Annotated in this window: 21 protein-coding genes; 11 read left to right on the plus strand and 10 right to left on the minus strand. The window is 70.3% G+C overall.

Annotation, left to right across the window (positions count from 1 at the left end):
• Positions 1-64 precede the first annotated feature (64 nt).
• Complete coding sequence (locus G1H10_RS17310; protein WP_163740060.1) at positions 65-1843, plus strand: ABC transporter ATP-binding protein/permease; 1779 nt, start codon at positions 65-67, stop codon at positions 1841-1843.
• On the plus strand, positions 1840-3762 hold the full coding sequence (locus tag G1H10_RS17315; RefSeq protein WP_163740061.1) for an ABC transporter ATP-binding protein: 1923 nt from the start codon (positions 1840-1842) through the stop codon (positions 3760-3762). The genes G1H10_RS17310 and G1H10_RS17315 overlap by 4 nt, the downstream gene beginning before the upstream one ends.
• Here the strand turns inward: G1H10_RS17315 and G1H10_RS17320 are convergent.
• Positions 3740-4669, minus strand: a complete 930-nt coding sequence (locus tag G1H10_RS17320) for a UbiA family prenyltransferase (RefSeq protein ID WP_163740063.1) — start codon at positions 4667-4669, stop codon at positions 3740-3742. The genes G1H10_RS17315 and G1H10_RS17320 overlap by 23 nt on opposite strands.
• A gap of 175 nt (positions 4670-4844) precedes the next feature.
• Between G1H10_RS17320 and G1H10_RS17325 the strand changes: the two genes are divergently transcribed.
• Positions 4845-5186, plus strand: a complete 342-nt coding sequence (locus tag G1H10_RS17325; protein ID WP_216853374.1) for an iron chaperone — start codon at positions 4845-4847, stop codon at positions 5184-5186.
• Between the two features lie 434 nt (positions 5187-5620).
• Here the strand turns inward: G1H10_RS17325 and G1H10_RS17330 are convergent, their stop codons facing one another.
• The gene (locus tag G1H10_RS17330; RefSeq protein WP_163740066.1) at positions 5621-6127 is read right to left on the minus strand and encodes a GNAT family N-acetyltransferase; all 507 of its coding nucleotides are present in this window, start codon (positions 6125-6127) and stop codon (positions 5621-5623) included.
• A gap of 92 nt (positions 6128-6219) precedes the next feature.
• On the opposite strand from G1H10_RS17330, the gene G1H10_RS17335 reads away from it, so the two are divergent.
• Positions 6220-6717, plus strand: coding sequence for a nucleoside deaminase (locus tag G1H10_RS17335; protein ID WP_163740069.1), 498 nt, complete (start codon positions 6220-6222; stop codon positions 6715-6717).
• Positions 6714-7622, plus strand: coding sequence for a TIGR03619 family F420-dependent LLM class oxidoreductase (locus G1H10_RS17340; protein ID WP_174264451.1), 909 nt, complete (start codon positions 6714-6716; stop codon positions 7620-7622). The genes G1H10_RS17335 and G1H10_RS17340 overlap by 4 nt, the downstream gene beginning before the upstream one ends.
• 19 nt (positions 7623-7641) lie before the next feature.
• On the opposite strand, the gene G1H10_RS17345 is transcribed toward G1H10_RS17340, so the two are convergent.
• Positions 7642-8388, minus strand: coding sequence for a hypothetical protein (locus G1H10_RS17345; protein WP_163740070.1), 747 nt, complete (start codon positions 8386-8388; stop codon positions 7642-7644).
• Positions 8389-8413: 25 nt separating this feature from the next.
• A complete protein-coding gene (locus G1H10_RS17350; protein WP_216853375.1) occupies positions 8414-8917 on the minus strand; it encodes a SigE family RNA polymerase sigma factor in 504 nt (167 codons plus the stop codon).
• A 249-nt stretch (positions 8918-9166) separates the two neighbouring features.
• On the opposite strand from G1H10_RS17350, the gene G1H10_RS17355 reads away from it, so the two are divergent.
• Entirely contained in the window at positions 9167-10339 is a 1173-nt protein-coding gene (locus G1H10_RS17355; protein ID WP_163740074.1) for a phosphotransferase enzyme family protein, read from the plus strand.
• 44 nt (positions 10340-10383) lie between these two features.
• Here the strand turns inward: G1H10_RS17355 and G1H10_RS17360 are convergent, their stop codons facing one another.
• Together G1H10_RS17360 and G1H10_RS17365 are read right to left on the minus strand one after the other, a co-directional pair.
• Positions 10384-10806, minus strand: a complete 423-nt coding sequence (locus G1H10_RS17360) for a DUF4440 domain-containing protein (RefSeq protein ID WP_163740076.1) — start codon at positions 10804-10806, stop codon at positions 10384-10386.
• The gene (locus G1H10_RS17365) at positions 10803-11732 is read right to left on the minus strand and encodes an SDR family oxidoreductase (protein WP_216853376.1); all 930 of its coding nucleotides are present in this window, start codon (positions 11730-11732) and stop codon (positions 10803-10805) included. The genes G1H10_RS17360 and G1H10_RS17365 overlap by 4 nt, the downstream gene beginning before the upstream one ends.
• Before the next feature lie 126 nt (positions 11733-11858).
• On the opposite strand from G1H10_RS17365, the gene G1H10_RS17370 reads away from it, so the two are divergent.
• Positions 11859-12836, plus strand: coding sequence for an AraC family transcriptional regulator (locus G1H10_RS17370; RefSeq protein WP_216853377.1), 978 nt, complete (start codon positions 11859-11861; stop codon positions 12834-12836).
• Between the two features lie 44 nt (positions 12837-12880).
• Here G1H10_RS17370 and G1H10_RS34025 read toward each other — a convergent pair whose 3' ends face one another.
• Positions 12881-14857: a phosphatase PAP2 family protein gene (locus tag G1H10_RS34025; RefSeq protein ID WP_281354290.1), complete on the minus strand. Its 1977-nt coding sequence runs from the start codon at positions 14855-14857 to the stop codon at positions 12881-12883.
• A 272-nt stretch (positions 14858-15129) separates the two neighbouring features.
• On the opposite strand from G1H10_RS34025, the gene G1H10_RS17380 reads away from it, so the two are divergent.
• A complete protein-coding gene (locus tag G1H10_RS17380; RefSeq protein ID WP_163740080.1) occupies positions 15130-16170 on the plus strand; it encodes a hypothetical protein in 1041 nt (346 codons plus the stop codon).
• Positions 16171-16221: 51 nt separating this feature from the next.
• On the opposite strand, the gene G1H10_RS17385 is transcribed toward G1H10_RS17380, so the two are convergent.
• Together G1H10_RS17385 and G1H10_RS17390 are read right to left on the minus strand one after the other, a co-directional pair.
• Positions 16222-18741, minus strand: a complete 2520-nt coding sequence (locus G1H10_RS17385) for an alkaline phosphatase D family protein (protein WP_163740082.1) — start codon at positions 18739-18741, stop codon at positions 16222-16224.
• A 222-nt stretch (positions 18742-18963) separates the two neighbouring features.
• A complete protein-coding gene (locus tag G1H10_RS17390) occupies positions 18964-19614 on the minus strand; it encodes an SDR family NAD(P)-dependent oxidoreductase (RefSeq protein WP_163740084.1) in 651 nt (216 codons plus the stop codon).
• Positions 19615-19706: 92 nt separating this feature from the next.
• Here G1H10_RS17390 and G1H10_RS17395 point away from each other — a divergent pair, with 92 nt between their 5' ends.
• Genes G1H10_RS17395 through G1H10_RS17405 form a run of 3 tightly spaced genes read left to right on the plus strand, consistent with a single transcriptional unit; the run spans position 19707 to position 20679 of the window.
• The gene (locus G1H10_RS17395; protein WP_163740087.1) at positions 19707-20075 is read left to right on the plus strand and encodes a MerR family transcriptional regulator; all 369 of its coding nucleotides are present in this window, start codon (positions 19707-19709) and stop codon (positions 20073-20075) included.
• Positions 20076-20087: 12 nt separating this feature from the next.
• Positions 20088-20243, plus strand: a complete 156-nt coding sequence (locus G1H10_RS17400) for a hypothetical protein (RefSeq protein ID WP_163740088.1) — start codon at positions 20088-20090, stop codon at positions 20241-20243.
• 46 nt (positions 20244-20289) lie between these two features.
• Positions 20290-20679: a hypothetical protein gene (locus G1H10_RS17405; RefSeq protein ID WP_163740090.1), complete on the plus strand. Its 390-nt coding sequence runs from the start codon at positions 20290-20292 to the stop codon at positions 20677-20679.
• Between the two features lie 3 nt (positions 20680-20682).
• On the opposite strand, the gene G1H10_RS17410 is transcribed toward G1H10_RS17405, so the two are convergent.
• A complete protein-coding gene (locus tag G1H10_RS17410) occupies positions 20683-23001 on the minus strand; it encodes a [protein-PII] uridylyltransferase (RefSeq protein WP_163740092.1) in 2319 nt (772 codons plus the stop codon).
• Between the last annotated feature and the right edge of the window lies 1 nt (position 23002).

Here is a 23002-nt window from a genome sequence, read left to right on the forward strand (position 1 = left end):
GTACGATGATAGTCGTTCTCATTAGTACTGCTATGCTGCAGGTCCGCGACTGAGAAAGAGACTCATGCTGATCAACCGCACCGTGCTCCGATTCGTCACCTCGGCTCGCGGTCACCTGGCCCTCACCGTGCTCCTCGGGCTCGCGGCATCGGCCGCGGCGGTCGGGACCGCCTTCGCGCTCGCCGAGGTGGTGGCCAGGGTCCTGTCGGCGTCGGCGGCCGGCTCCGATGCCGGACGGGAGCTCGGCGACGCGCTGGCACCCCTGGCCGTCGCCGCCGCGCTGACGCTCACCCGCGCCGGGCTGCTGTGGTGGCGGGACCAGTGTGCGGTCCGGGCGGCGATCGACGTCAAGCACCGGGTGCGTGCGCGGCTGGTCCGGCACCTGTTCGCGCTCGGTCCCGCGCACGCGCGCCGAACGCGCAGCGGCGGCGTCCAGGCCACCTTGGTAGACGGCGTCGAACACCTGCAGGCCTACGTCGGCTTCTACCTGCCCCAGGTGGTGGTGTCGCTGGTAGTGCCGGCCACGCTCGTCGGGATCCTGGCCACCCGCGACGTCGCCGTCGCCGTGCTGGTGGCCGTCGGCGTGCTGAGCGTGCCGATCGCCCAGCGGCTGTGGAAGCGACTGCTCGGCGAGCGTGCCGACGTCCATTGGAAGGCCTTCGAGTCCTACGCCGCCCGCATCGCCGACACGCTCGCCGGGATCGTCACGCTGATCTCGCTCGGCGCCACCAGGCGGGCCGGGCAGCGCCTGGCCGAGCAGGCCGAACAGCTGCGCGCGGCGACCTCGGCCAACCTGCGCGCGTCGCTCGGCGTGTACATCGTGACCGCCACCGCGATGAGCGCGGGCACCGCGGGCGCCACCGTGCTGGCCGCGGTGCACGCCGCGCAGGGCAGCCTGCGGCCGTCCGACGTCCTGCTGGTATTGTTCCTGGCGGCGGAGTGCTTCCGACCGTTGCAGGACCTGCAGACCTACTGGCATGAAGGGTTCTACGGACTCTCGGCCGCGCGCGGCATCGCGCAGCTCCTGGACACCCCGCCGGTCGTCGCCGAGCGGCCGGACGCCGCCCCGGCGAGCCTGCGCACTCCCCCGGCCCTGAGCGTCGACGACGTGACCTACCGCTATCCGGGCGCCACGCAGCCCGCACTGCGAGAGGTCAGCCTCCAGATCCCCGCCGGAAGCACCGTCGCCGTCGTGGGACCGTCCGGAGCCGGCAAGTCCACGCTCGTCCAGCTGCTCCTGCGCGATCTGGACCCCGACTCCGGAACCGTCGCCATCGACGGGCACGACCTCCGCGATCTGCCGCTGAACCAACTGCGCCGGACCACCGCCCTGGTGGCGCAGGACGTGGTCCTGCTCGACGGCAGCGTCTGGGACAACATCCGGCTCGCCGCGCCGGACGCCGACGACGCGCAGATCATGGCGGCCGTCCGGGCCGCCCGGGTGGACGAGCTCGCGGACTCGCTGCCGAACGGCCTCGACACGCCCGTCGGCGAACGCGGCGGCACACTCTCCGGCGGGCAACGTCAACGCGTCGCGCTGGCCCGCGCGCTGGTCGCGCGCGCACCGGTGCTCGTACTCGACGAGGCGACGTCGGCGCTCGACGCGGAGAACGAGGCGCTGGTCACCGAAGCCCTGCACGGACCTGGCGCGGACGCCCGCACCACCATCGTCGTCGCGCACCGCCTGTCCACCGTCGCCCGTTCCGACCTGATCGTGGTGCTCGACGCGGGCCGCGTCGTCGAGGCGGGCCCGCCCGCCGAGCTGGCCCGCATGGGCGGCGCATGGGCCCGGATGCTGCAGATTCAACGGGCGTCACTGCAGACCGCGGGAGCCGTGCGATGAGCCACCCACCCGCGACCGGCGTATCCCACCCACCCGCCACCGGCGTATCGAACCCATCCGCCACCGGAGCGTCGAACCCGCCTGCGACCGGCACGCCCCTGCTCAGCTTCGACGGGTTGCGCGTCGCCCTCGGCCCGTCGCAACCGTTGTTCGCCGTCTGCGTTCTGCTCAATCTGGTCAGCGCCGTCGCGGGTGCCGCCGCCGCGGCGCTGGGCGCCTGGGCGGTCTCCCGGGCCATCCTGGGCGCACCGGCCGACGACCTCTGGCTGCCCGCTGTGCTGGTGGCCGGATGCGTCGTCGTGCGTACCATCGCCGTCTGGCTGGAGGCCTGGCTCAGCCATGCGGTGAGCTTCCAGATGATGGCCCGGGTACGCGGCTGGATCTTCGCCTCGCTCGCGCGTATCGCCCCCGCCGGGCTGGCCCGCAGGCGTGCCGGCGACGTCGCCACCACAACCCTCACCGACTCCGAGGCGCTGGAGATCTTCTACGCGCACACCTCGATCTACATCGCGTCCTCCGTCGTCACGACGCCGGTGCTGCTCGCCGGGCTGGCCGTCATCGACCCGGCCGTAGCCGTCGCCGTCGCGCCCGTGCTGGTGCTCGCCTGCGTCGCGCCGCTGCTGCTGCGGCGCGCCGCGATCCGGCACGGCCAAGCCATCCGGGAGACGCTGGCCGAGCTCGGCGCCGAGGTCACCGAGAACGTCGGCGCGGTACGCGAGATCGTCGGCTACGGGCTCACCGCGCGGCGTGAGGAGCGGATTCGTCACCTGGACGAGAAGCTCGGCCGGCTGCAGGTGGCCAACACCCGGCGGGCCGGGCTGGAGACCGGCGTGGCCGGCGTCGTCGCCACCCTCGGCGTGGTCGTCGCCGGAGCCGTCGGCGGGTGGAAGGTGGGCGACGGATCGCTCGCCCCGGAGCTGCTGGCGCCGGCGATGACGCTGGCCGGCTACGCCCCGTCAGCGCTGCTTCAGCTCATCGGCGTCAGCCGGCACTCCGGCACCACCCGGCAGGCCGCCGAGCGCATCGCGGCGCTGCTGTACGCGCCGACCCCGGTGGACCGCAGCGGTACCGGCACGGTGCCGGACGGCGACACCGTCGGGCTGGCCGCGGAGCGGGTCAGCTTCACCTGGCCGCGCGCCGCGAATGCGATGCGGGACGATGCGCAGGATGCGGCTCAGGCGGACACCCACGCCGGTCCGGGGCCTGACGCCCCCACTCTGCAGGAGATCGACCTCCGTATCGATGCGGGCGAGAACGTCGCCATCGCCGGCCGCTCCGGCGCCGGCAAGTCGACGTTCGCCGCCCTGCTGGCCCGGCTGGCCGATCCCGACGACGGAGCGGTGCTCGCCGCCGACGTCGACCTGCGCGAGCTGAGCGCCGAGTCGATGGCGGCGGCCGTCGGCCTCGTCCCGCAGGACGTGTTCCTCTTCCATGACACGATCCGGTCGAATCTGCTGCTCGCGCTGACGGACGAGACCCCGCCGGAGGACGAGACGCTCTGGCGCGCGCTGGAGACCGCGCAGATCGACTCGCTCGTGCGTTCGTTGCCGGCCGGACTCGACACGGTGGTCGGGGAACGCGGAGCCACCCTCTCCGGCGGGGAACGCCAGCGGCTGGCGCTGGCCCGGGCGATCCTGAGCGGGACCCGCGCCCTGGTGCTGGACGAAACGGTCAGCCAGCTGGACGTCGCCAACGAGCGCGGCGTCCGGGACGCGCTCGCCGCCGACACGTCCGAACGCACCACCGTCGTGATCGCGCACCGGCTGTCGACGCTGCTCGGCGCGGAGCGGATCGTCGTTCTGGACCGGGGGCGCGTCGTCGGCGATGGCACGCACGACCAGCTGCTCGACTCCTGCGCCACCTACCGCGATCTGGTCGAACCGCAGCTGGCCGCGCTCAGATCGAGTCCACGTATGTGATGACGAACGCGGCGCACGGCACCAGGTAAGCACCGGCCACCACGGTGATCGCGGCGAACGACGGCCGACCGGTCAGCAGGCGCCGATACAGCACCAGCAGGATCGGCATGATCACCAGGTGCAGCGGCACGAGCGACGGGCTGACGACCACGTCGGCCACCGCGCACGCCAAGGCGAGGACGGCGCTGGCCAGCCATAGAGCGAATCCGAGTTCTAACGTGACCCGACTGCCCAGAACGACCGCGGTGGTGCGGATGCCCACGGCGGCGTCCGCGTCCCGGTCGGCGATCGTCGTCGGGAGGTAGAGGGCGGCCGCGGCCAACAGCCCGATCACGGCGATCGGCCACGGAAACCCGTCCGTGGACCCGCGCATCGCGACCCAGCCACCCAGCGGTCCGACGACACCCACGGCCGCCGCGTTCACCAGGACGTCAGCACCGGCTCGCGCCTTCAGCCGCAGCGGCGGCGCGCTGTAGGCCCATGCCAGTAGCAGGGTCGCGGCGACCCCGGAGGCGAACAACGCCCCGAGGGGCACGGCGACCAGGACCGCCAGCAGGCTTGCCGCTAGCCCGATCCGCGTTGCCTGACGGGGCATGAGCCGCCCCTGCACCAGCGGGGAGCGTGCCTTGCGCGGATTGAGCCGGTCGCTGTCCAGGTCGTGCGCGTCGTTGAAGGCCAGCACGGCCAACCAGAGCAGCGGCCCGGCGACCAGCGCCACGTGGGCCATCGTGAGGAACTCGTCCCCGCGGGGCAGGACCCGGCGCGTCGCGAGGACGAAACCCACATGCACCGCCACCGCCGAGGCTAGCCAGAACCGTGGCCGGGACATGACCAGGATGTCCCGAGCGCGGATCCGATCGATGTGGCCGCGGATGTCGTGGGCCGACGGGCTCGTGGCGACGGTCATGGCTGCTCCGTTCAGTGGGCCGGCTTGCGATGGCCGGCGAACTCAGCATCCGCCTTCGCCACCGCCCGGCGGATCACGACGGCGGGTGAACCCGCTCCCCCGCGAGAGTGAGTCCGGCGCGCACGATGAATCAGTCCGCCGCGTACGGTCTACACGAGTGAGGAGAGGAGAGATGATGAGCAGCTCGACCATCGACGAGTACATCGGCTCGTTTCCGGACGACGTTCAGGACGTCCTCCGCGAGGTCCGATCGACCATCCGCACAGCGTTGCCCGACGCCGCCGAGAAGATCAGCTATCAGATTCCGACCTTCACGCTGAACGGCAGGAATGTGGTGCACTTCGCGGCGTGGACACACCACATCAGCGTCTACCCGCTCCCGGCCGGTGACGAGGCGTTCCAGCGAGAGCTCGCACCCTACGTGGCGGGGAAGGGAACGGCGAAGTTTCCCCTCGACAAGCCGATCCCGTACGACCTCATCGGCCGGCTTGCGGCCCACCTGGCCACGCGAAAGTAGGTTGAGCGCGTCGGCGCACGCAGACGGGCATCAACCAAGCCATTGAACGGGCAGAACATGGATCTCTCGTGGCTCATCGATCACGAGATACACGACCTCATGAGCTCACTATGGTGCGCTCATACTCACCATAGTGAGCTTGACGGCTTCAACCCAAGCTGCCGACGACCAAGGAGCGGCGTGGGTCACACTCATGGAGCTCCCGCCCGGTGCTCGGCAGCGGCATCCCACGCAAGTGCGGTCATTGAGCGGCGACTCCGAGCTCTGGTGCGGAGAGCCGGAATCGGCCCGCTGCTGCTCCCGGACCAGACACGTCCCTGTACTGGCACGTCACCACCGATGAATCCCGTGACCGCGCCCACGTCTCTCGACATTGACGAGGCCATGGCCTAGCCGATGTCGACAGATTCGCCACTCGATCTGTTGCGAGCCGGTCAGGGCAGCTCGCGGAACATGGCGACGCGCGGCCACATGTCCAGGCCCCTGACAGCCTCGTCTTTGCGGATGGTGCGCAACCCCTCGGCCAGCTCGTCGTCGGCCAGGATCCGGAAGCCGAGGCGCTGGTAGTACGGCGCGTTCCACGGGACGTCGGCATAGGTGGTCAGCGTCAGCCCACGCAGGCCACGTCCCCGCGCCCAGTCGTCGACCGCGTCGATCAGCTCGCGGCCACGTCCCTGCCGCGCGTGGTCCGGGCGGACCGAGACCTGTTCGATGTGCGCGCACCCGTCGACGACGTCGGCCAGCAGGTACGCGACCGGCCGGTCACGGTCGTCGACGTGCACCCAGGCACGGCCGGCACGCTGGAATTCGGCCAGTTCGGAGATCGACGGCGGATCGTCGTCGGCGATCAGGTCCATACCGACCTCGCGGAAGGGTGCACCCGCAGCCCGCTCCACCTCTTGCAGGATCTCCAGCTCGTCACCCCGCGCACGGCGAATCATGCAAGGACGGTACCGCAGGGTTGTCGGCGACGCTGCTCCATTCCGCGGCACGATTGAACTTGACACCAATGTCAAGGTCTACCGTTCATGACATGGACCGCGCAGATACCCACCCGAACGATGCGACGCTGCTGGCCCGCGCCGTGCAGCTGGCGAACGACAACGGTGACGCCGGTCAGCTGCCCTTCGGCGCGCTTGTCGTGCGTGCCGGCGCTGTCCTCGCCACCGGCGTCAACACCGCGCTGAAAGATCACGACCCGACCGCCCATGCAGAGGTCGCCGCGGTGCGGCACGCATGCCGCGCGCTCGGCGTCCTCCATCTCACCGGGGCGATCATCGTCTCGAGCTGCGAACCCTGCGCCGTCTGCCATGCCGTCGCCGCGTCGGCCGGCATCGAGCGGATCGTCTATGCCGCGGGGAAGGAGATCATCCCGGATCTGCACTACCCGGCCCCGGGCGACAACGCCGAGCTGATGAGCGGCATGCAGGCCGCACTCCGCACCCTCGCACCGGAGCAGATCGCCTACGTCCCCACGCCGGGAGCCGACGAACCGTTCCGTCGTTATCTCGCCGCACGGAGCCTCACATGATCAAGTTAGGCCTGAACATCCGCAACTACGGACCTACCGCCACCCCCGACAACCTGCGTGCGTGGACGCGGTTCGCCGAAGACTCCGGTTTCACGCTCGGTGTCGTCTCGGACCACGTCGCGCCGACGCCGGAGGTGAACGAGCTCTATCCGTCGCCGTTCTACGACCCGCTGACGGCCCTGTCCTGGTTCGCGGGGATCACCGAACGGCTCGAGCTCGGCACGTCGGTGCTGATCGCCCCGTACCGGCATCCGCTACTGACCGCGCGGCTTGCCGCCAGCATCGACCGGCTCAGCGACGGGCGCCTCATCCTCGGCGTCGGAGCCGGCTGGTCCGAGCAGGAGTTCGCCGCGCTCGGCCTGCCGTTCCGGCGACGCGGCCGGATGACCGACGAGTACCTGGCGGCCATCAGCGCCGCGTGGAGCCAGGATCGCGTGTCTCTGGACGGCGAGTTCGTGCACTACGACGACGTGCACACCGGCCCTGGACTGGTCGGCTCCCGACGCCCGCCGATATGGGTCGGCGGCACCAGCCCGGGCGCGCTCCGTCGCGCCGCGCGGTTCGGCGACGCCTGGCATCCGAACAACGCCGAGCTGGACTGGATCCGCGACGTGGGGCTGCCGTCGCTACGGGAAGCCGCCGAGTCGTTCGGCCGTCCCGTGCCGGCGTTGAGTCCACGCATGCGTGCGCACGTGAGCGAACGGCCCATCCCCGACGACGAGCGCCGGCCCGGCTCGGGCTCGCCCGACCAGATCGTCGCCGACGTCGAGACCCTGGTGGAACTGGGCGCCGACTACGTCGTGCTGGACACCAACCCGGACCACCCCCGGGACGAGCGTCCGCTCAGCGACGACTGGCGCGACCTGGAGGCGATCGCGACCCGCGTGTTCAAGCGGCTCCTGTGAGCGTCGCTCCGCCGCGCATTCACGGCTGCCGCCATCGATCGCTCGTGACGATGGCCGTCAACTGGTCGAGCGTGAGCGGCGGCTCGGGGCGCGAAATGTCCGAACCCTTCTCCGTCGGCGCGTTCATCTCGCCCAGATTGATCCGCAGGCCGTCCGGCCTGGACACGTGCACGCTCCAGAGCAGTCGCTCCGGCTCCCGGTCCGCTTGCGGATAGTACGGCCCGGCCATCCGCATCAGCTTGGTCCCGTCCGCAAGAACGTCCATCTCGCACTCGCCGCCGTTGACGATGACCGGACAACTGAACGCCTCCGATTCCCCGGCACTCACGCTGCCTTGGATCACGCTTGCACCCGCTCCGTCGTCGTAGACGAACTCGAACCACACCTGCCCTTCCGAGCCCACACCGCTGCGCACCTCCGACACGTCTCCGGCGGGAAGCAAGTCGAGCACCACCTCGACAATCACTGCCTCGTCCAACGAATCATCACCCGTGTCCTCGCCGGATGATTCATCTCTGAGATCGACGGAGACGTCGTCGGCGCCCGGAGCGACCTCGGGGCGGCCCATGACTTCCGGCACGGCGACGAGCGCGACGGCTGTCGCCAACGCCGTCACCAGTCCGCCGCCGGCCACGGCCCATACACGCCGGCGACGCATCCGCTCACCGCGAGCGATACCGCCGGAGACCAGATCGTCCACCGGCGGTGTCTCCGGCACGGCCACCCGCCGCATCGCGTGCACGAGCCGTTCGTCGATGTCCTGCATGCCTTGTCCTCTCTCCCCGTGCACATCAATCGAGAACCGACAGGTCTTCCACGCCGTCGCCGAGCACGACACGCAGACGCTTCAGCGCATGGAAGCTGCGTGACTTGACGGCTCCGGTCGACATACCGAGCTCGGTGGCGGTCTCTTCGAGACTGCGATCTTCCCAGTAGCGCAACACCAGAACCGCCCGATCCTTCGCACTCAGGCGGGCCAACGCCTCGAGGAGCGCCAGCCGCAGTGCAGCATCGTCATCGTGGACCGATCGATCCGGGAGCTCGCCCGTCGGCACCTCCGACGAGCTGCGCCGTCGCCGATGCGACACGTACGTCCGCACCAACACGGTCCGGGCGTAGCCGGCGGGATTGTCTATCCCGTCCGGGCCTCGCCACCGCCGGTACACCTTGCCCAAAGTCTCCTGCACCAGGTCCTCGGCCAGATGCCAATCGCCGGTCAACCACCACGCGGTGCGGAACAATGAACCACCGCGGGCGGCAGCGAAGTCCCTGAAGCCCTCCACATTGCGCGCCAACTCGCCTCCCCTGCTGTCCTCAACCGCATTGACGCTCCGAGTGCACCACGAGGTTTCACATCGATGGCGAGAAATCAGATTTCCTTGACAGGCACCGGCGACCATCGGCTAGCGTGCTCTTCAGCGCTTGGGGAACGCGCCGAGACTCGCCGGAAGGCTTGAAGCCATCCCCTCGGTTACGGTAGTCGAGCGACGGATACCACGCTCTGTTGCGCCCGTGCGAGTCCGGGCGACGAGCGAGGTGCTCCGATGAAGACGCTCCCCGACAACCCGAACCTCGACCATCTGCGGCGCCAAGCCAAGGACCTCCTGGCCGGTCTCAGAGATTCGCACCCCGACGTATCGCTTGCCGATGCGCAGGCGTCGCTCGCCAGGCAGTACGGCTTCCGCACATGGACGGATCTGAAGGCCGAGGTCGACCGCCTTCGAGGCCAGGCCGACATCGCGGACAGCGCATTGACGAGGTCGGTCGCCGAAGGGTTCGGCCTAGGAGAGCCTATGTGGCCGATGCGGTCGATGGGCTGGGACAACGTCGGCCGGTTGTGGTCACTCGAGACCCGGCGCGGCCGCTGGGTGGCGCGGACGATGGACACCTGGATTCCGATCGTCGACGCCGAGACCGACGTCGCACTGCAGCTGGCCGCCGCCGACCACGGTATCCGGCTTCCGATCCCGGTGCGGAGCGCATCCGGCGCCATCGTCGAGTCGATCGAGGGGCACAGCTGGCGGGTCTACCGGTGGCTGCACTCGGAACCGCCGCTGACCGCGCCAGTCGGCGCCGAAACGGCCCGCGCTGCGGGCCGGATCCTGGGTACCATCCACCGGCTGGCGCTGCCGGTCGACCGGATCAGCCCGTGGCATGCCGCCCGCCTGACCGGCGTGCGGTGGCCCGACGTGGCGGCCACGACACAGGCCACCGCCGCACCATGGGCGCCCGCGCTGGTCGAGGCCGTCCCCACCCTCACCGATCTAGAGACGGTCGCCCACGACGTGGCGCCGCCCGACCCTGTGCTGTGCCACAACAACTTCACTCCGGGCAACGCGCGGTTGGCCGGCGACGGCACTCTCATCGTCGTCGGCTGGGAGCAGGCCGGCGGCCAACCGCCGAGTTGGGAACTCGGCGACGCGCTGTGGCACTGGGCGGTCGACCCGGACGGCGGCGTCAACAGCTCCGCCGTCCGGGCTCTGACCGACGGCTACCGCTCGACGGCGGGATCGCTCCCGGCGCTGGACATGGGGATGTTCCGGGGCACCGTGATCGGGCTCGGCAACTACGTGTACGAGCAGATCGAGTGGGCCCTGACCTCCCGCGAGGACGAGGACCGGCGGCACGCCGACCGCAGTGTCAGTCATCTGCTGTCGCATCTGCCGACCCGGGCCACGTTCGAGCGCATCCTCGGCGAAGTCCGTGGCCGGCCATGATCATCGAGGAAATGCGGGACCATCACGCCTTCGATCCTCGATGATCATGGAACGGTAGCCCAGGTCTCGTGCAAGTGCCTCCAGCGCAACCCGTGTGGGGTGTCGCCGTCACGCGTGAACACGGCGGTGGCGAGGCGCTCGATATGCTCGGCAGCCGTGCCACGGTGCTCCTCGCGGTACGTGGCCACCACCACATCCGCGTCGGCGGCGACGACAGTCACATCGTGGATCCGGATCTCGATCGCCGGCTCGACGCCGTGCGCCGCACGAACCATCTCCAGCACGTCTTCGCGGTGCAGCGTCCGTCCCTCAGGCATGACGAGCGTGAACCCGGCACCCTGGGCGGCACAGAACGCGTCGAAATCCGGATCGTCCGGCGTGGCGCGCCCGGAGAGCCACCGTTGGATGATCCGGTGCAGCCGGACGACCTCGTCCTGGACGGCCTGCTCGTCCGTCATGACCGTCATACCGTCACCTCCGCCCACCCGTGCCACGGCCGGGCGCGAACCCAGTCGTGCAGCGGCGTCAGCGTGATGCCGGCGTGTTTCCCGACCAGGGCTGAGCACGCGTCGCCTCGCCAATCGCCGCACGAGCGGGCACCATCGTCGGTGGCGAGCCAGCGGTACGTCGACGCGACACCCGCAGCGGCGTCGGCACCGACCGCGTAGGCGAGGCCGCGCTCGAACTCGTCGACGTCCTGTTCGACGTACGTCACGTCACGCCCCAGCACGGCGCCGATCTCGTCCGCCAGCTCGGCGCCGGTCACCACATCCGGGCCGCCCACGCGCACCGTGCCGCCCTCGACGCCGTCCGAGGTGAGCGCGGCGACGGTCGCCGCTGCCAGATCGTCGTGGCTGAGCCACGCCACCGGCAGGCCGGCCGGCAGTGGGTAACGCAGCACGCCCTCGCGCACGACAGGCCCGGCCACCCACGGCGCGGCGAGGTTCTCCAGGTAGACCAGCGGAGCGAGGACGACGGTGGCGACGCCCGAGGCCTGCAGCGCTGCGGCAGCGGCGCGTCGCGTCTCGAACGCGGGCACGTCGGTCGCCGTGTCCGGCACGCCGGTTCCGGTATTGAACACCATGCGCTGTACGCCCGCCGCGGCCGCCGCCTCGGCGATGTTGTCGACATACGATGCGACGACGTCGGCGTCGAAGACCATCGGAAGCGTCACCGACACGTGGGTCACGCCCTCGAAGGCGACCATGAGCTGATCCGCATCGGCCAGGTCTCCCACGGCCGGCTGCACGCCGTCCGGTAGCGCGGCGGTGCCCCGTTCGGATCTCCCGCGGGTCAGGCCGCGGACGCGGTGCCCGGCGCGGAGCAAACCGCGGGCGACCGCACCGCCCTGCGCGCCGGACGCGCCGATGATAAGAAAGAGTTGCTGGTCCATGGATGGCATTTCAGAGGGCTCCGTTCATCGGGCGGTGTCTCGATCGGAACCCAGTCTGGTCGCCGCTGGTGTTCCTATCGATAAAGTGGAGTCCTCGATTCTTCATCGATCGTCCAGAGGTGTGGGATGATCGGGACGCGACGGGCGAGGTTCATGGCATCCGGAGACAGCGACCTGCTCAGCGAGCTACTCGCGCCGCTGCGCCTGCACGGCGTCTTCCACAGCCGCTGGTCGATGCGCGCGCCATGGGGCATCGCCGGCGAAGGCGAGGATTGCGCCCTCATCCACTACGTGCACGAGGGCAGATGCATCGTCGAGATGCCCGGCGCCGCCGAGCCGATCGAACTCGAGCCGGGCGATCTTGCGGTCTTCCCGCACGGCACGGCGCACCGGCTGGGTGACCGCCCCGGCCGGAGCACCGTACCCCTGGTCAGCCTTCTTCCGGACCGGCCACCAGGAGACGCCCGTAGTGTCCAGCTCGACGGGCCGGGTCCGGTCACCACCATGCTCTGCGGCGGACTGCACTATGACGTCGCGGCGGTGGCCCCGCTCTATCGGGCGCTGCCGACCGTGTTCGTGCTCGACGCGGATGCGCTGAAGGGGCAACCGCTGCTCGGCGACACCATGGCCCGGCTCGCCGACAATTGGACCGACGACGAGCCGGGCGCCCAGCTCGTCGCGCTGCGGGCCTTCGAGCTGGCGTTCGTGCTGGCGTTACGGACGGCCCTGAGCACACTCGCCGACGACGAGCCGGTGTGGCGTGCGCTCAACCATCCGGCCGTCAGCCCGGCACTGCTCGCCGTCCAAACCCGGTTCAACGAGCCGTGGACACTGGAGAAGCTGGCCGCCGAAGCCGGACTGTCGCGCTCGAGCTTCGCCGCGACCTTCCGGCGGCTCGTCGGGCAGACCCCGATGGAACACCTGGCCGCCCGCCGGCTCCAGGAGGCCGCGCGGCTGCTCATCGAGACGACGCAGCCGCATGAGCGGATCGCCGAGCGGGTCGGCTACCGCTCCGGCGTCGGCTTCCACCTGGCCTTCCGGAACCGCTACGGCCAGACCCCCGGCGAGTACCGTCGCACCCGACGCCCCACCTCTCCCTCATGATCATCGAGGATCGGCGGTGTGATGGTCCCGCAGATCCTCGATGATCATGGGGTGGGCTCCAGGCGGACCGAGACGCCGTTCGCCGAGTACTCGGCAACGGCCTCATAGCCCTCCACCTCGACATCGAGGTTGACGGTCTGGAACTTCCCACGCACCCGGCGCCCGCGGATCACCGGCACGGCCACGCCCGCGGCCGGTGGATGCGCCAGGTCCAGGTGGACATCCAGAACACTGCCCTCCTCCAACGTCACCGGCCGCAGCACGTCCAGCACCGGCTCACCGGCGTCGCTCAGGGTCACCTCGAGCACGGTCCCCGACGCCTGCGTGTACGCACCGCGCACCTCCGCCCGGCCGGCGTCCGGGGCGATGCGCAGGGTGCCGCCCGCGACGTGGACGCCGCCCCTGCCCAACGCGGTGGGCGACCCGGCCACCAGCGTGCCGTCATGCACCTCCGTGCCACCAGTGAAGCCGTTGTCGCCGGTCAGGGTCAGCGTCCCGGTTCCTCGTTTGACCAGACCACCAGGGCCGTCGATGTCGTTGCGCCACGTGTCCGCGGCGCTGAACCCGCCGTCGGCGGCGTTCATCTCGACGGTCACATCGTCGCGGAGGGCGCCGTACCCGTCGGCGGCGGCGAAGAGGTTCAGCCTGCCCCACCCCTCCGGGCCGTCCAGGATCGGATAACCCGCCGGGAGCGCCGTGGTCTGCAGCACCGCCCGTCGTTGCTCGGCGTCGAGGTACGGCAACCGCGTCTCCAGCAGCACCTCCGCACCCTTGGGCACCGCCAGCTCGGTATCGCGGCCCTGCCGCTGCAGGACGTACGTGAGACGTTCGGTGAACGTCGCCCGGTTGGCCTCGTAGTCGGCGTGGCGATCGGTGTCGATCCCGGCCGAGTGCGCGTGCGCGTGCAGCGTGTCCGCCGTCGCTCCGGTCTGTGCCTGGAAATACTCCGCGGCCTGACGTCGGGCGGCCGCCTTCAGCTCGGCGTACTGCGGGTCGTACAGCACGGCCGCCGCCAGCGCGGTCGCAAGGACGCGACCGCCGATCACGTCGACCGGCGAGTGCATACCGCTCTCGATCCTACTGTGGCCGACGTCCGACGCCCGCGTCAGCAGCTCCTGGAACCGCTCCGGGATGGCGTAAGCCAGGGCCAGTGCGGCGAGGTAGGCGGCGTTCGTGTGCCCGCTGGGGTAGCCGCCGTCCCGTTCTGGCGTGTCGCTGCGCTGCCGCAGCAGCTGCGGCGCCACCGCCACGTCGCAGTCGTAGACCGGGAAACCCATGACGGGGATGCCATCGGTCTCGACAACCTCGCTGTCCAGGGTCATCCGCCATGGACGCGGATACTGGAAGGTGTACTTGCTCGGGTTGCTCGACGCGTGCGGTCCACGGATGGTGTTCACCAGCTCGACGACGAGGCCCAGCTCGGAGTCTGGCGAACCCGCACCCGTGGCCGAGCCCTCGGGCGCGTCGTCCGGCACGCCGTCACTGACCTTCTCTGGCGGGGTGCCGTCCGGCGCGGCCGTGATGCTGGTGACGGCCTTGGCGCCCGTCCGGTACACATCCGTCAGCGGCCCCAGCCCTCCGGTGGCGCTGTAGCTCTGGTGCTGCCGGTCATCGATGAAGGACTGTTTGGCCTCGGCGTCGGTGCGCTCGGCCGTCGTGTCGATGACGAAACGGATGTTCTCGCGCAGCTGATCCCGGTCGAGGACCACGCCGTCGTCCCAGGAGCCGCCGGTCTTCCACAGCTCCTCCATCCCGGACAGGATCCGGACGGCCGCGTTCGTCTCCTTGCTGAGGTTGTCCGTGGAGTTGGTGAGGTAGTCGTCGACGAACGCCTTCCCCGCTACAGCCGACGTGAGCGGTTGGCCGAAGGCGCCGGTCGCGGCCGGCACGGCTGGGGCCGCCGCCGACTGCGAACCTGCCACGAAGGTCACCGCCGACGAACCGGCGACCAGCCCGGCGGAGACACCCGCCGAACCTCGCAGGAAACTCCGCCGGTCCATCGTCCTTCGCCTGGTCTTCATCCTCTTCCTCCAGTCGCGAGACCCGGTGATCATCAACGGTGAGACCCGGCATGATGCGGGAGCCGGTCGATGATCACGGGGGTTGGTAAGCGCTTTCTGAACCATGCCATAGCAGTAGATGTCTGTAAATACTTTTGTCCTTACATGCTGACCTTGTCGGAGCCCGCCCGCGTCGTCGCGCCAAGCGTCGGAGAGTTCTTGTCGCTCTGGCAGTAAAACTCTTCCGACGCTCGGCACGCACGTCACGCGCGCATCGGCGCCACGATGGCGACATGGCCATGATGCGCAGTGCGCCCGCCGAGCGCGGCACCACCACCGTCACCGGCGGAACCGGCTGGCGTGGTGGTCGAGTGGCCCTGAGCGCTCTGATCTGGACTACCAGCTACAGTGCGCTGCGGGTGTATTGGCAGGTCACCGGAGAACCCGGCGAGATGTCGCCGATCGGAGACGACCTCGTCGCCTTCACCGGCTGGGGCGCGGTCATCCTCTGCGGGCTGGCTGCCATCACCGCCGGCGGCCTGGCCTGGGCGGGTAGGGCCTGCTCGGGCATCACCGGCCCGGTACGACGCATGCTGCTCGCCGCGGGATGGACCACCAGCCTGGGCCTCGTCGCCTCCGGGGCGATGCTGCTGCTGGACATCGTGGGCGGCGTGTTGCCCGGCCTCGGCGTCGAGTTCTATCCCCGGGGCGCGCTGAGCCGGGTGACGTGCGTCGGCGGCGGAGCGATGCTGGCCGTGGCTACCTGGTCTCTGCAGGGTCGCACCGGCGCCCGATGCCGGGACTGCGGACGGAGCTGGGCGGCCATGCGTGCGCTCCCGCGGACACCTCGGTGGGCATTCGGCATGGCCTATGTCGCCGTACTGGGTTTCCTCGTCCGACTCGTCGCGCAACTCGTCGTCGGACTGAACGAGTCGCCACTGACGACCGGCATGTCCCTGCTGCTCTTCGAGTTCGGGTTCGTGCTTGCCGGCACGCTGCTGCCGCTCGCGCTTGTTCATCGGTGGGGCCGGATCTGGCCGCGGTGGGCCGTCGGGTTGGCCGGCCGGCGGGTACCTCGGTGGCTGGTTCTGGGCCCGGCAGCCGGCATCGCGGGTGGACTCGTCATCTATTTCGGTCTGCTGCTCGGCCAGATGACCGTGGCACGGCTCAACGGGCGGAACCCGTTTCCACCGTCGGGCGGCCTCGACCTGCCCGAGGCGTTCTTCTGGTTCGCCGTCCCCGCGTACCTGGTATGGGGGATCGGGGTGGCCGCCGCCGCGCTGGCGTACTTCCGCCGCACCCGACGGCCATGCCCGACCTGCACATCCCCATGATCATCAACCGCTGGTCGCACCATGACCGGTCCCACCGTTGATGATCATCGGTCAGAGGGCGGCGAGGACCGCCCACGGGTCGGCGGCACCGCCGTTGTCGACGGCCGCCATCCGGCGCCGCAGTGTCCACGACTCCCCCGCTCCCAGCGTCACCTGGTACTGACTCTGGATCCAGTTGCCGGTGCCGTACGCGGTGAAGCCGGCCTCGTCGTAGAGCAGCGCGTAGGTCTGCCCGTCCGTGCCGGTCATGCCGATCCAGGCGTCGTCCGGCGGGAACTCACCCGGGCTCCCGTACGGCGTGGTGATGGTCCCGTGGCCTGGCACGCCGCTGCGTTGGCCCGGCCCGTCGTGGTCGATGACGTCGCCGGCCGACACGGTCACCGGCGCCGAACCGGTGTTGGTGAACGTCGACTCCGCGACGATCCACGGCTGCCCGGGCTCGACGGCGAACGTCGTCACCACCGTGACGTCCGGGACGGACAGAGCACTGCCGGACACCCGGACGACGGCGCGCTCCGGGGTGGCCGTCTCCACCTCGACCGACGTCGAGTTCACCAAACCCTGCTGCCAGCCCTCCGTGCCGGACGGCGCACTCGTCGCCACGTAGGGCAGGTTGAACCAGTCGATCTGGTCCAGATGCCCGGCCGCCGCCATGTCGATCGGCTTCCCCGGCGTCGCGTTCGGCAGCTGCCCGTCGTTGGTCACCTTCGATACCGTCATCGCCAACAGCTCGTTGCCGAGCACGACGTCGCCCGGGGCACCCTCCGTGTTCGGGCCTGGAACCCGCCGGCCGGTTCCCGCGTAAGCTCCGGCGACGCGAGCCAGCGCGAAATCGCCGCGCGGCGGCGTCCCCTCCTCCACCACGACGTTCTGCGTCTGCGACTCGTATCCGACGGCGTGCGCCTCCAGCTGATATGCCCCTGGCGGCAGGAAGGACAGGTACTCGCCGTTCGCGTCGGTCCACACGCGCAGGGCCACCGATCCGTCCTGGCGCCGAACCATGACCTCGGCGTTGCGCAGCGGCTCGTCGTCGGAGGCGCGCACCACGGTGCCGGTGAATCCGTCGCCTTCGTCGAGCCGTCGCGCGCCCGGTTCGCCATCGCGCACCTCGTACGCGGCGATCGTGTATGCCGGCGACGACGCGCTGCGCGGGTCGGTGACGATCCGCAGCGTCGACTGCCAGCGCTCCGGCGTCACCTCGCAGTGGATGTACCCGCGGTAGCTGCCGTTGTAGAACTTCACGTGCGGGTTGGCCGGCAGCCCCTGTCGCACCGCGTTGTCCCAGCCGATGCCGGACGAGATCGACGTACCCACGAACTCCGACGCCAGCACCGGCGACGACGGGTCGCTGAAGTTGGCCAGGATGTCGTTGACCCAGTGCGAGTGCCAGTCACCGGAGATCACGATCGGGTTCGACGGCTCGTGCTCGATGATCGCGTCCAGCAGCCGTTGCCGGGCCGCCGGGTAGCCGTCCCATTGGTCGAGGTTGTACGCGAGCCCGGGCCCGACGTCGTAGTCGAAAGAGGCGAGGATGGTCTGCTGCGCCAGCACGTTCCACCGTGCCCCGGACTTGCGCAGCCGCTCGATGAGCCACTGTTCCTGTTCCGGCCCGGTCATGGTGCGGTCCTCGTCGTACACGTCGTCGCACGGCGGCTTGTTCATGCCGTCGCCGCAGGCCTGCTCGTCGCGATACTGCCGGGTGTCCAGTACGGAGAACTCGGCCAGCTTGCCCCACCGGAAGCCGCGATAGATCGCATAGTCCGGCCCGTCCGGCATCGCGCGCATCGGCAGGTGCTCGTAGTACGCCTGGAAGCCGTTGGCGCGTCGGTCGATGAACGGCCGGCCGTCGGGTGACCGCTCGTCCTCGCGGTGCCAGTTGTTCAGCACCTCATGGTCGTCCCAGGTGGTGACGAAGGGGAAGCGGGCGTGCGCCTCGCGCAGGTCCGGCGAGGTCTTGTAGAGCGCGTGCAGCCGGCGGAACTCGTCCAGGCTGCCGTCCTGCGTCTCGTAGATGTAATCGCCCAGATGGATCACCAGGTCGAGGTCGTGCTCGGCCATGTCCCGGTAGGCCGGATACGGACCGCCCGCCCAGTTCTGGCAGGACGCGAAGGCGAAGCGCAGGCGGTCCGGACTGACGCCGGGCGCGGGCAGGGTGCGGGTACGTCCCACGCGGCTGTACTCGCCGTCGACCGCGAACCGGTACCAGTACCAGCGGCCCGGTGCGAGCCGGTCGGCGATCGCGTGCACCGAGTGCGCCAGCTCCGGCCGAGCGGTAGCCTCGCCGCGGCGCATCACGTGCCGGAAATTCTCGTCCAGCGCGATCTCCCAGCGGACCTGGACGGGCCGGTCCGGCATCCCGCCACCGTTCGCCGGATCGGGCGCGAGCCGGGTCCAGAGCACCACGCTGGAATGGTCCGGGTCGCCGGATGCGACGCCGAGGGTGAACGGCGCGGGGTCGAGTTCGTCGGCGGTCGCGGACTGCTGCCAGAGCGCGTTCACCCCCAGCGCCGACGCGGCTACGCCGCCGGTGAGCACGAGGAACCGTCGGCGGTCGAGCAGGTTCTCAGACATCGTCGCCCTCCCTGATCGCGACCGCACGGCCGCGCTGGTTGGAAGGGCCGGCCACGGGGAGGGACCGGCCCTCGGTCGGTGAAGGACATGGACAACTCGGCCATATGGAGAACTCGGCCATATGGACAACTCGGTCATTGAGCCAATCCGACACGCGTGGCATCCAAGCGACGGGAACTTGAACGTCGTCGGAAGCTACGGCTACGCGCACCCGGGCCTGCGCTATGGCGCGAGCGTGACCTCGTGCTGCCACGCGTGCGCGGGTTGAGTGTGCAGCCGCCAGTACTGCTCGGCGATGGTGTCCGGGTCGAGCGTCGTGCCTCGCGCGACGGGACCGTCCACGGTCACCGTCGCGACATGCACGCCGGCCGTCCCATACGCGGCATCAAGCATGGCCAGCAACGTCCGGAGTCCGGCCTTGCCCAGCGAGAGGCTCACGTACTCCGGTTTCGGCGCCGGCATTCCGCCGGTCACGATGAAGGTCCCCGATCCGCGCTCCGCCATCGACGGCACGACGTGCGCCGCCGTGGTGATCGCGCCGACGACGTTCACCGCCCACGCGTCGAGGTGACCGCGCGCGGTGAGATCGCCGAGGGCGTCGGGCTGGATCAGAGCAGCGTTATAGACGACGACGTCCGGGTCGCCGTGATTCTGTCGCGCCGCGTCCAATGCGGAACGCAGCGCCGTCTCGTCCGTGGCGTCCGCGGTCAACGGGATCGCAGGTACGCCGATCTCGTGCACGGCGCCCGCGACGTCGCCCGCCGTACGATCGGTGCGGGCGACGACGGCGACCGGCAGGCCTTCCCGCGCGAACCGGACGGCGACGGATCGCCCTATGCCCGGCCCCGCGCCGACGATGATCGCTCCAGCCATCTGATGCTCCTTCGTTCACGATGCAATGGCATGGCGACGCTAGACGTTCACATCAATGGCAAGGTCAAACCCTGGAGCCAGACGGAGGCGGTATGCGGATCGGGGCGTTGGCCCGCAAGACGGGCGTCAACCAGCGACTGTTGCGGTACTACGAGGAGCAGGGACTTCTCCACCCGGCGCGCGACGCCAACGGCTACCGGATGTATACCGACGCCGACGTCGTCTCGGTTCGGCACATCCGCCATCTATTGGCGGCCGGGCTGCCGACGGCCGTCATCGGCGAGCTCCTCGAGTGCGTGCACGACGACGGCGAGCGACCCACGCCCTCGCTCTGCCCGGCCATGCTGAAGCAGCTCACACGGCAGTACGCTCGCGCCTCGGAAGAGATCGAGCGGCTACAGCAGTCCAAGGAGATCATCGCGTCCCTGTTGAACGCCCAGCCGACGAACGCGGACCGTTGACTGACCGATCGCATGACGAAAGCGCAGCTGCCGGGGCACGGTTCCCGCAACGGCCCGGTCGAGACCGGCACGCCGGTGCAGCTCAAACCTGGCGGTGATGCCGGCACCGACGTGTTCCACTCGCCGGTCGACAAGCTGTATGGATCCGCGCTCACTCCTGCCTGTTGACCCCGCTCGCTGTGCGTCGCCACCGTGATCGTCTACTGTGCCCACCATGGCTCTGGTCGACATACGACGCCTGGCGGCGGTCGACATGCATGGCTCGGCAGGTACCCGCCTGCGTCGTTCGATCATTCTGGCCGAGTTCGTGCTCGGCGCCGTCGCGGGCAGTGCCCTCGGGTGGTGGGTGTTCCGCAGCACCGACAGCACCGGCTGGCAACTGTTCGGGCTGTACATCCTGGGAGTCTGCCTCAATTATGTGCCGCTGGCGCTGCATGCCGTCTCGCTGTTCGACGCCGACAAGCTCCGCGGCGAACTGCGCGGCGCCGACATCCCGGCCGCACTCCGCCACTACACGGCCGCCCAGCTCTGGGTCTTCGTGCCGCTGCTCTTCCTGATCCTGGCGCCGTGGCAGGCCGTCACGTCCCGCCGCCGTGACCGATGAACCCTATCTCGCCAGCGCCGACCGCACCCCGGAGAGCACCCGCGTGATCTCCGTCCGGGACAGCGCCGCGCCCGCCTGGTTGACGAGGTAGAACACGTCGATCGCTTCCGAACCCAGCGTCTCCGCCACGGCTGATCGGATCACCACGCCGCATCCGGTGACCACCGTGGCCAGCCGGTGCAGCAGGCCCGGCTCGTCATGAGCCCGCACCTCCAGGACGGTCGCATCGGAGGACGCGTCGGCGAGCACACCCGCCTGCGGTTCGGCATGCGGGATCACCCGGGTCCGTCGCTCGGCCGTCCGCGCCGCCAGGCGCGTGCCCACGTCGTTCGACTCACCCGCCGCGCGGACCAGCTCCTCGCGCAGGCGCGCCACGTTCGGCGCATCTCGATGCCGTGCGACGACGTCCCACACCATGACGACGGACTCGCCGACGGTGTGCGTGTCGGCCGCGCGCACGTCGAGCCGGTTCAGCGCCAGCACTCCGGCGACCGTCGCCAGCGCCGTCCGGCTCGGCGGAACGGCGACGGTGACCCGGTAGGCACCGTCCCACCGGCCATCGTCCACCCGCACCGCCGGCAGTGTCCCGTTCGTCAGTGCTTCCTGCGCCGGCTCCAGTTGCCGCGGATGCGGCGCCGGCGCGCCGTCCAAGGCGCCGCGCGCACGAGCGACGAGATCGCCGACCAGCCTCGCCCGCATCGGTGACCAGGCAAGCGGCCCAGCGGCCGTAGCATCCGCCTCGGTCAGCGCGTACAGCAGCTCCAGGAACTCCCGGTCACCGACCGCTTCGACGACGGTCGCCAGGGTCTTGGGATCATCGGGGTCGCGCCGGGTCGCAACCTCCGGAAGCAGCAGGTGATGCCGGACCAGCCGTCCGAGGATCGCGCAGTCCTCCGCCGGGAGTCCCAACCGGTGGCCCAGATCGCGCACGATCTTCGCACCGGTCTTGCTGTGATCGCCCGGCAGACCCTTGCCCAAGTCGTGGAAGAGCGCCGCCAGCAGCAGCAGGTCCGGCCGTGTCACGCGCCGCACCAGCCCAGCCGCCACGGCGGCGGTCTCCACCAGATGCCGGTCGACGGTGTGCCGGTGCACCGGCGTGCGGGTGGCGAGATACCGGATGCGTGCCCACTCGGGAATCCAGCGCACAACCAGGCCGGCGGCGTCCAGCGAGTCCCAGACCGGCACCGCACCATGCCCCGCTCCCAGCAGGCTCACCAGCGCGTTCCGCGCCGCCTCCGGCCACGGATCCGGCAGCTGCGGGCACTCGGCGGCCAGCCGCCGGACGGTCTGCGGCCCCACGGTCACTCCTGCCTGGGCGGCGGCCGCGGCGGCCCGCAACGGGAAGACCGCGTCTCGATCCGGGCGCGCGTCGCGTGCCAGAACCGCTTCGCCGTCGTGTTCCACCACGCCCTCCGCGAGCGGCCGCCGCAACGGCCGCCGCCGCCAGCCGCGCCGTTTGCGGGAGGCCAGCGTCCGGTCCACCTCCCGCCACGTCACATCGGATGCGTAGGCGATGTGACGCCCGGCTTCCGCGACGCGGCGTAACAACGTATCCGGATCCGGAAGCAGCAGCCGCTCGGCGATGTCCGCCTGGTCTTCGAACAGCAGCCGGTCGCTACGCCGGCCGGCGGCGCGGTGCATCGCGTCCCGCACGGTGAGCAGCCAGTTCCGCGCCTCTTCCACCGGCGCACCATGCGGCCGGTCGGCCACCCACGTCGCCGCCACCGCGCGCAGGATCAGGCTGTCCCGCAGCCCGCCGTAGGCCTGCACCAGGTCCGGCTCCAGCAGGTGAGACAGCTCGCCGTGCTGCTCTGCTCGTTCCCGGCACGCCTGGGCCAGCAGCGGCAACCGCCGCCCCGCGGCACGTCGCCAGTCGGCACGCACCTCGGCGACGAGTGTCTCGGTCAGCGCAGCGTCTCCGGCGACCTGCCGAGCGTCGATCAGGCCGAGCGCCACCTTGAGGTCGCCGCGGGCCATGTCGAGGGCTTCGCCGACGGTCCGCACCGAGTGGTCGAGCGGCACGCCGGCGTCCCACACCGGGTAGAAGAGCTGTTCGGCGACGGGCGCGGGGTCGTCCACACCGTCGCCGAGCAGCAGGAGAACGTCCAGGTCGCTTCCGGGCAGCAGCTCCTGCCGGCCGTAGCCGCCGACGGCCACCACGGCCACGTCGCGGCGGGCCGCATCCGGGAGCAGGTCGAAGAACCGGGCCAGCCACGCGTCGGCCAGCCCGGACAGGGTCGAACGTCGCCGGGCCGCGCCGAGCCGGTCGTCGTCGATGACCGCTCGGCGCAGCGCGGCGAACCGTGCCGCCTCTGGGCTCATC

The organism is Phytoactinopolyspora halotolerans, assembly GCF_010550675.1.
GTDB classification, from domain to species: Bacteria; Actinomycetota; Actinomycetes; order Jiangellales; family Jiangellaceae; genus Phytoactinopolyspora; species Phytoactinopolyspora halotolerans.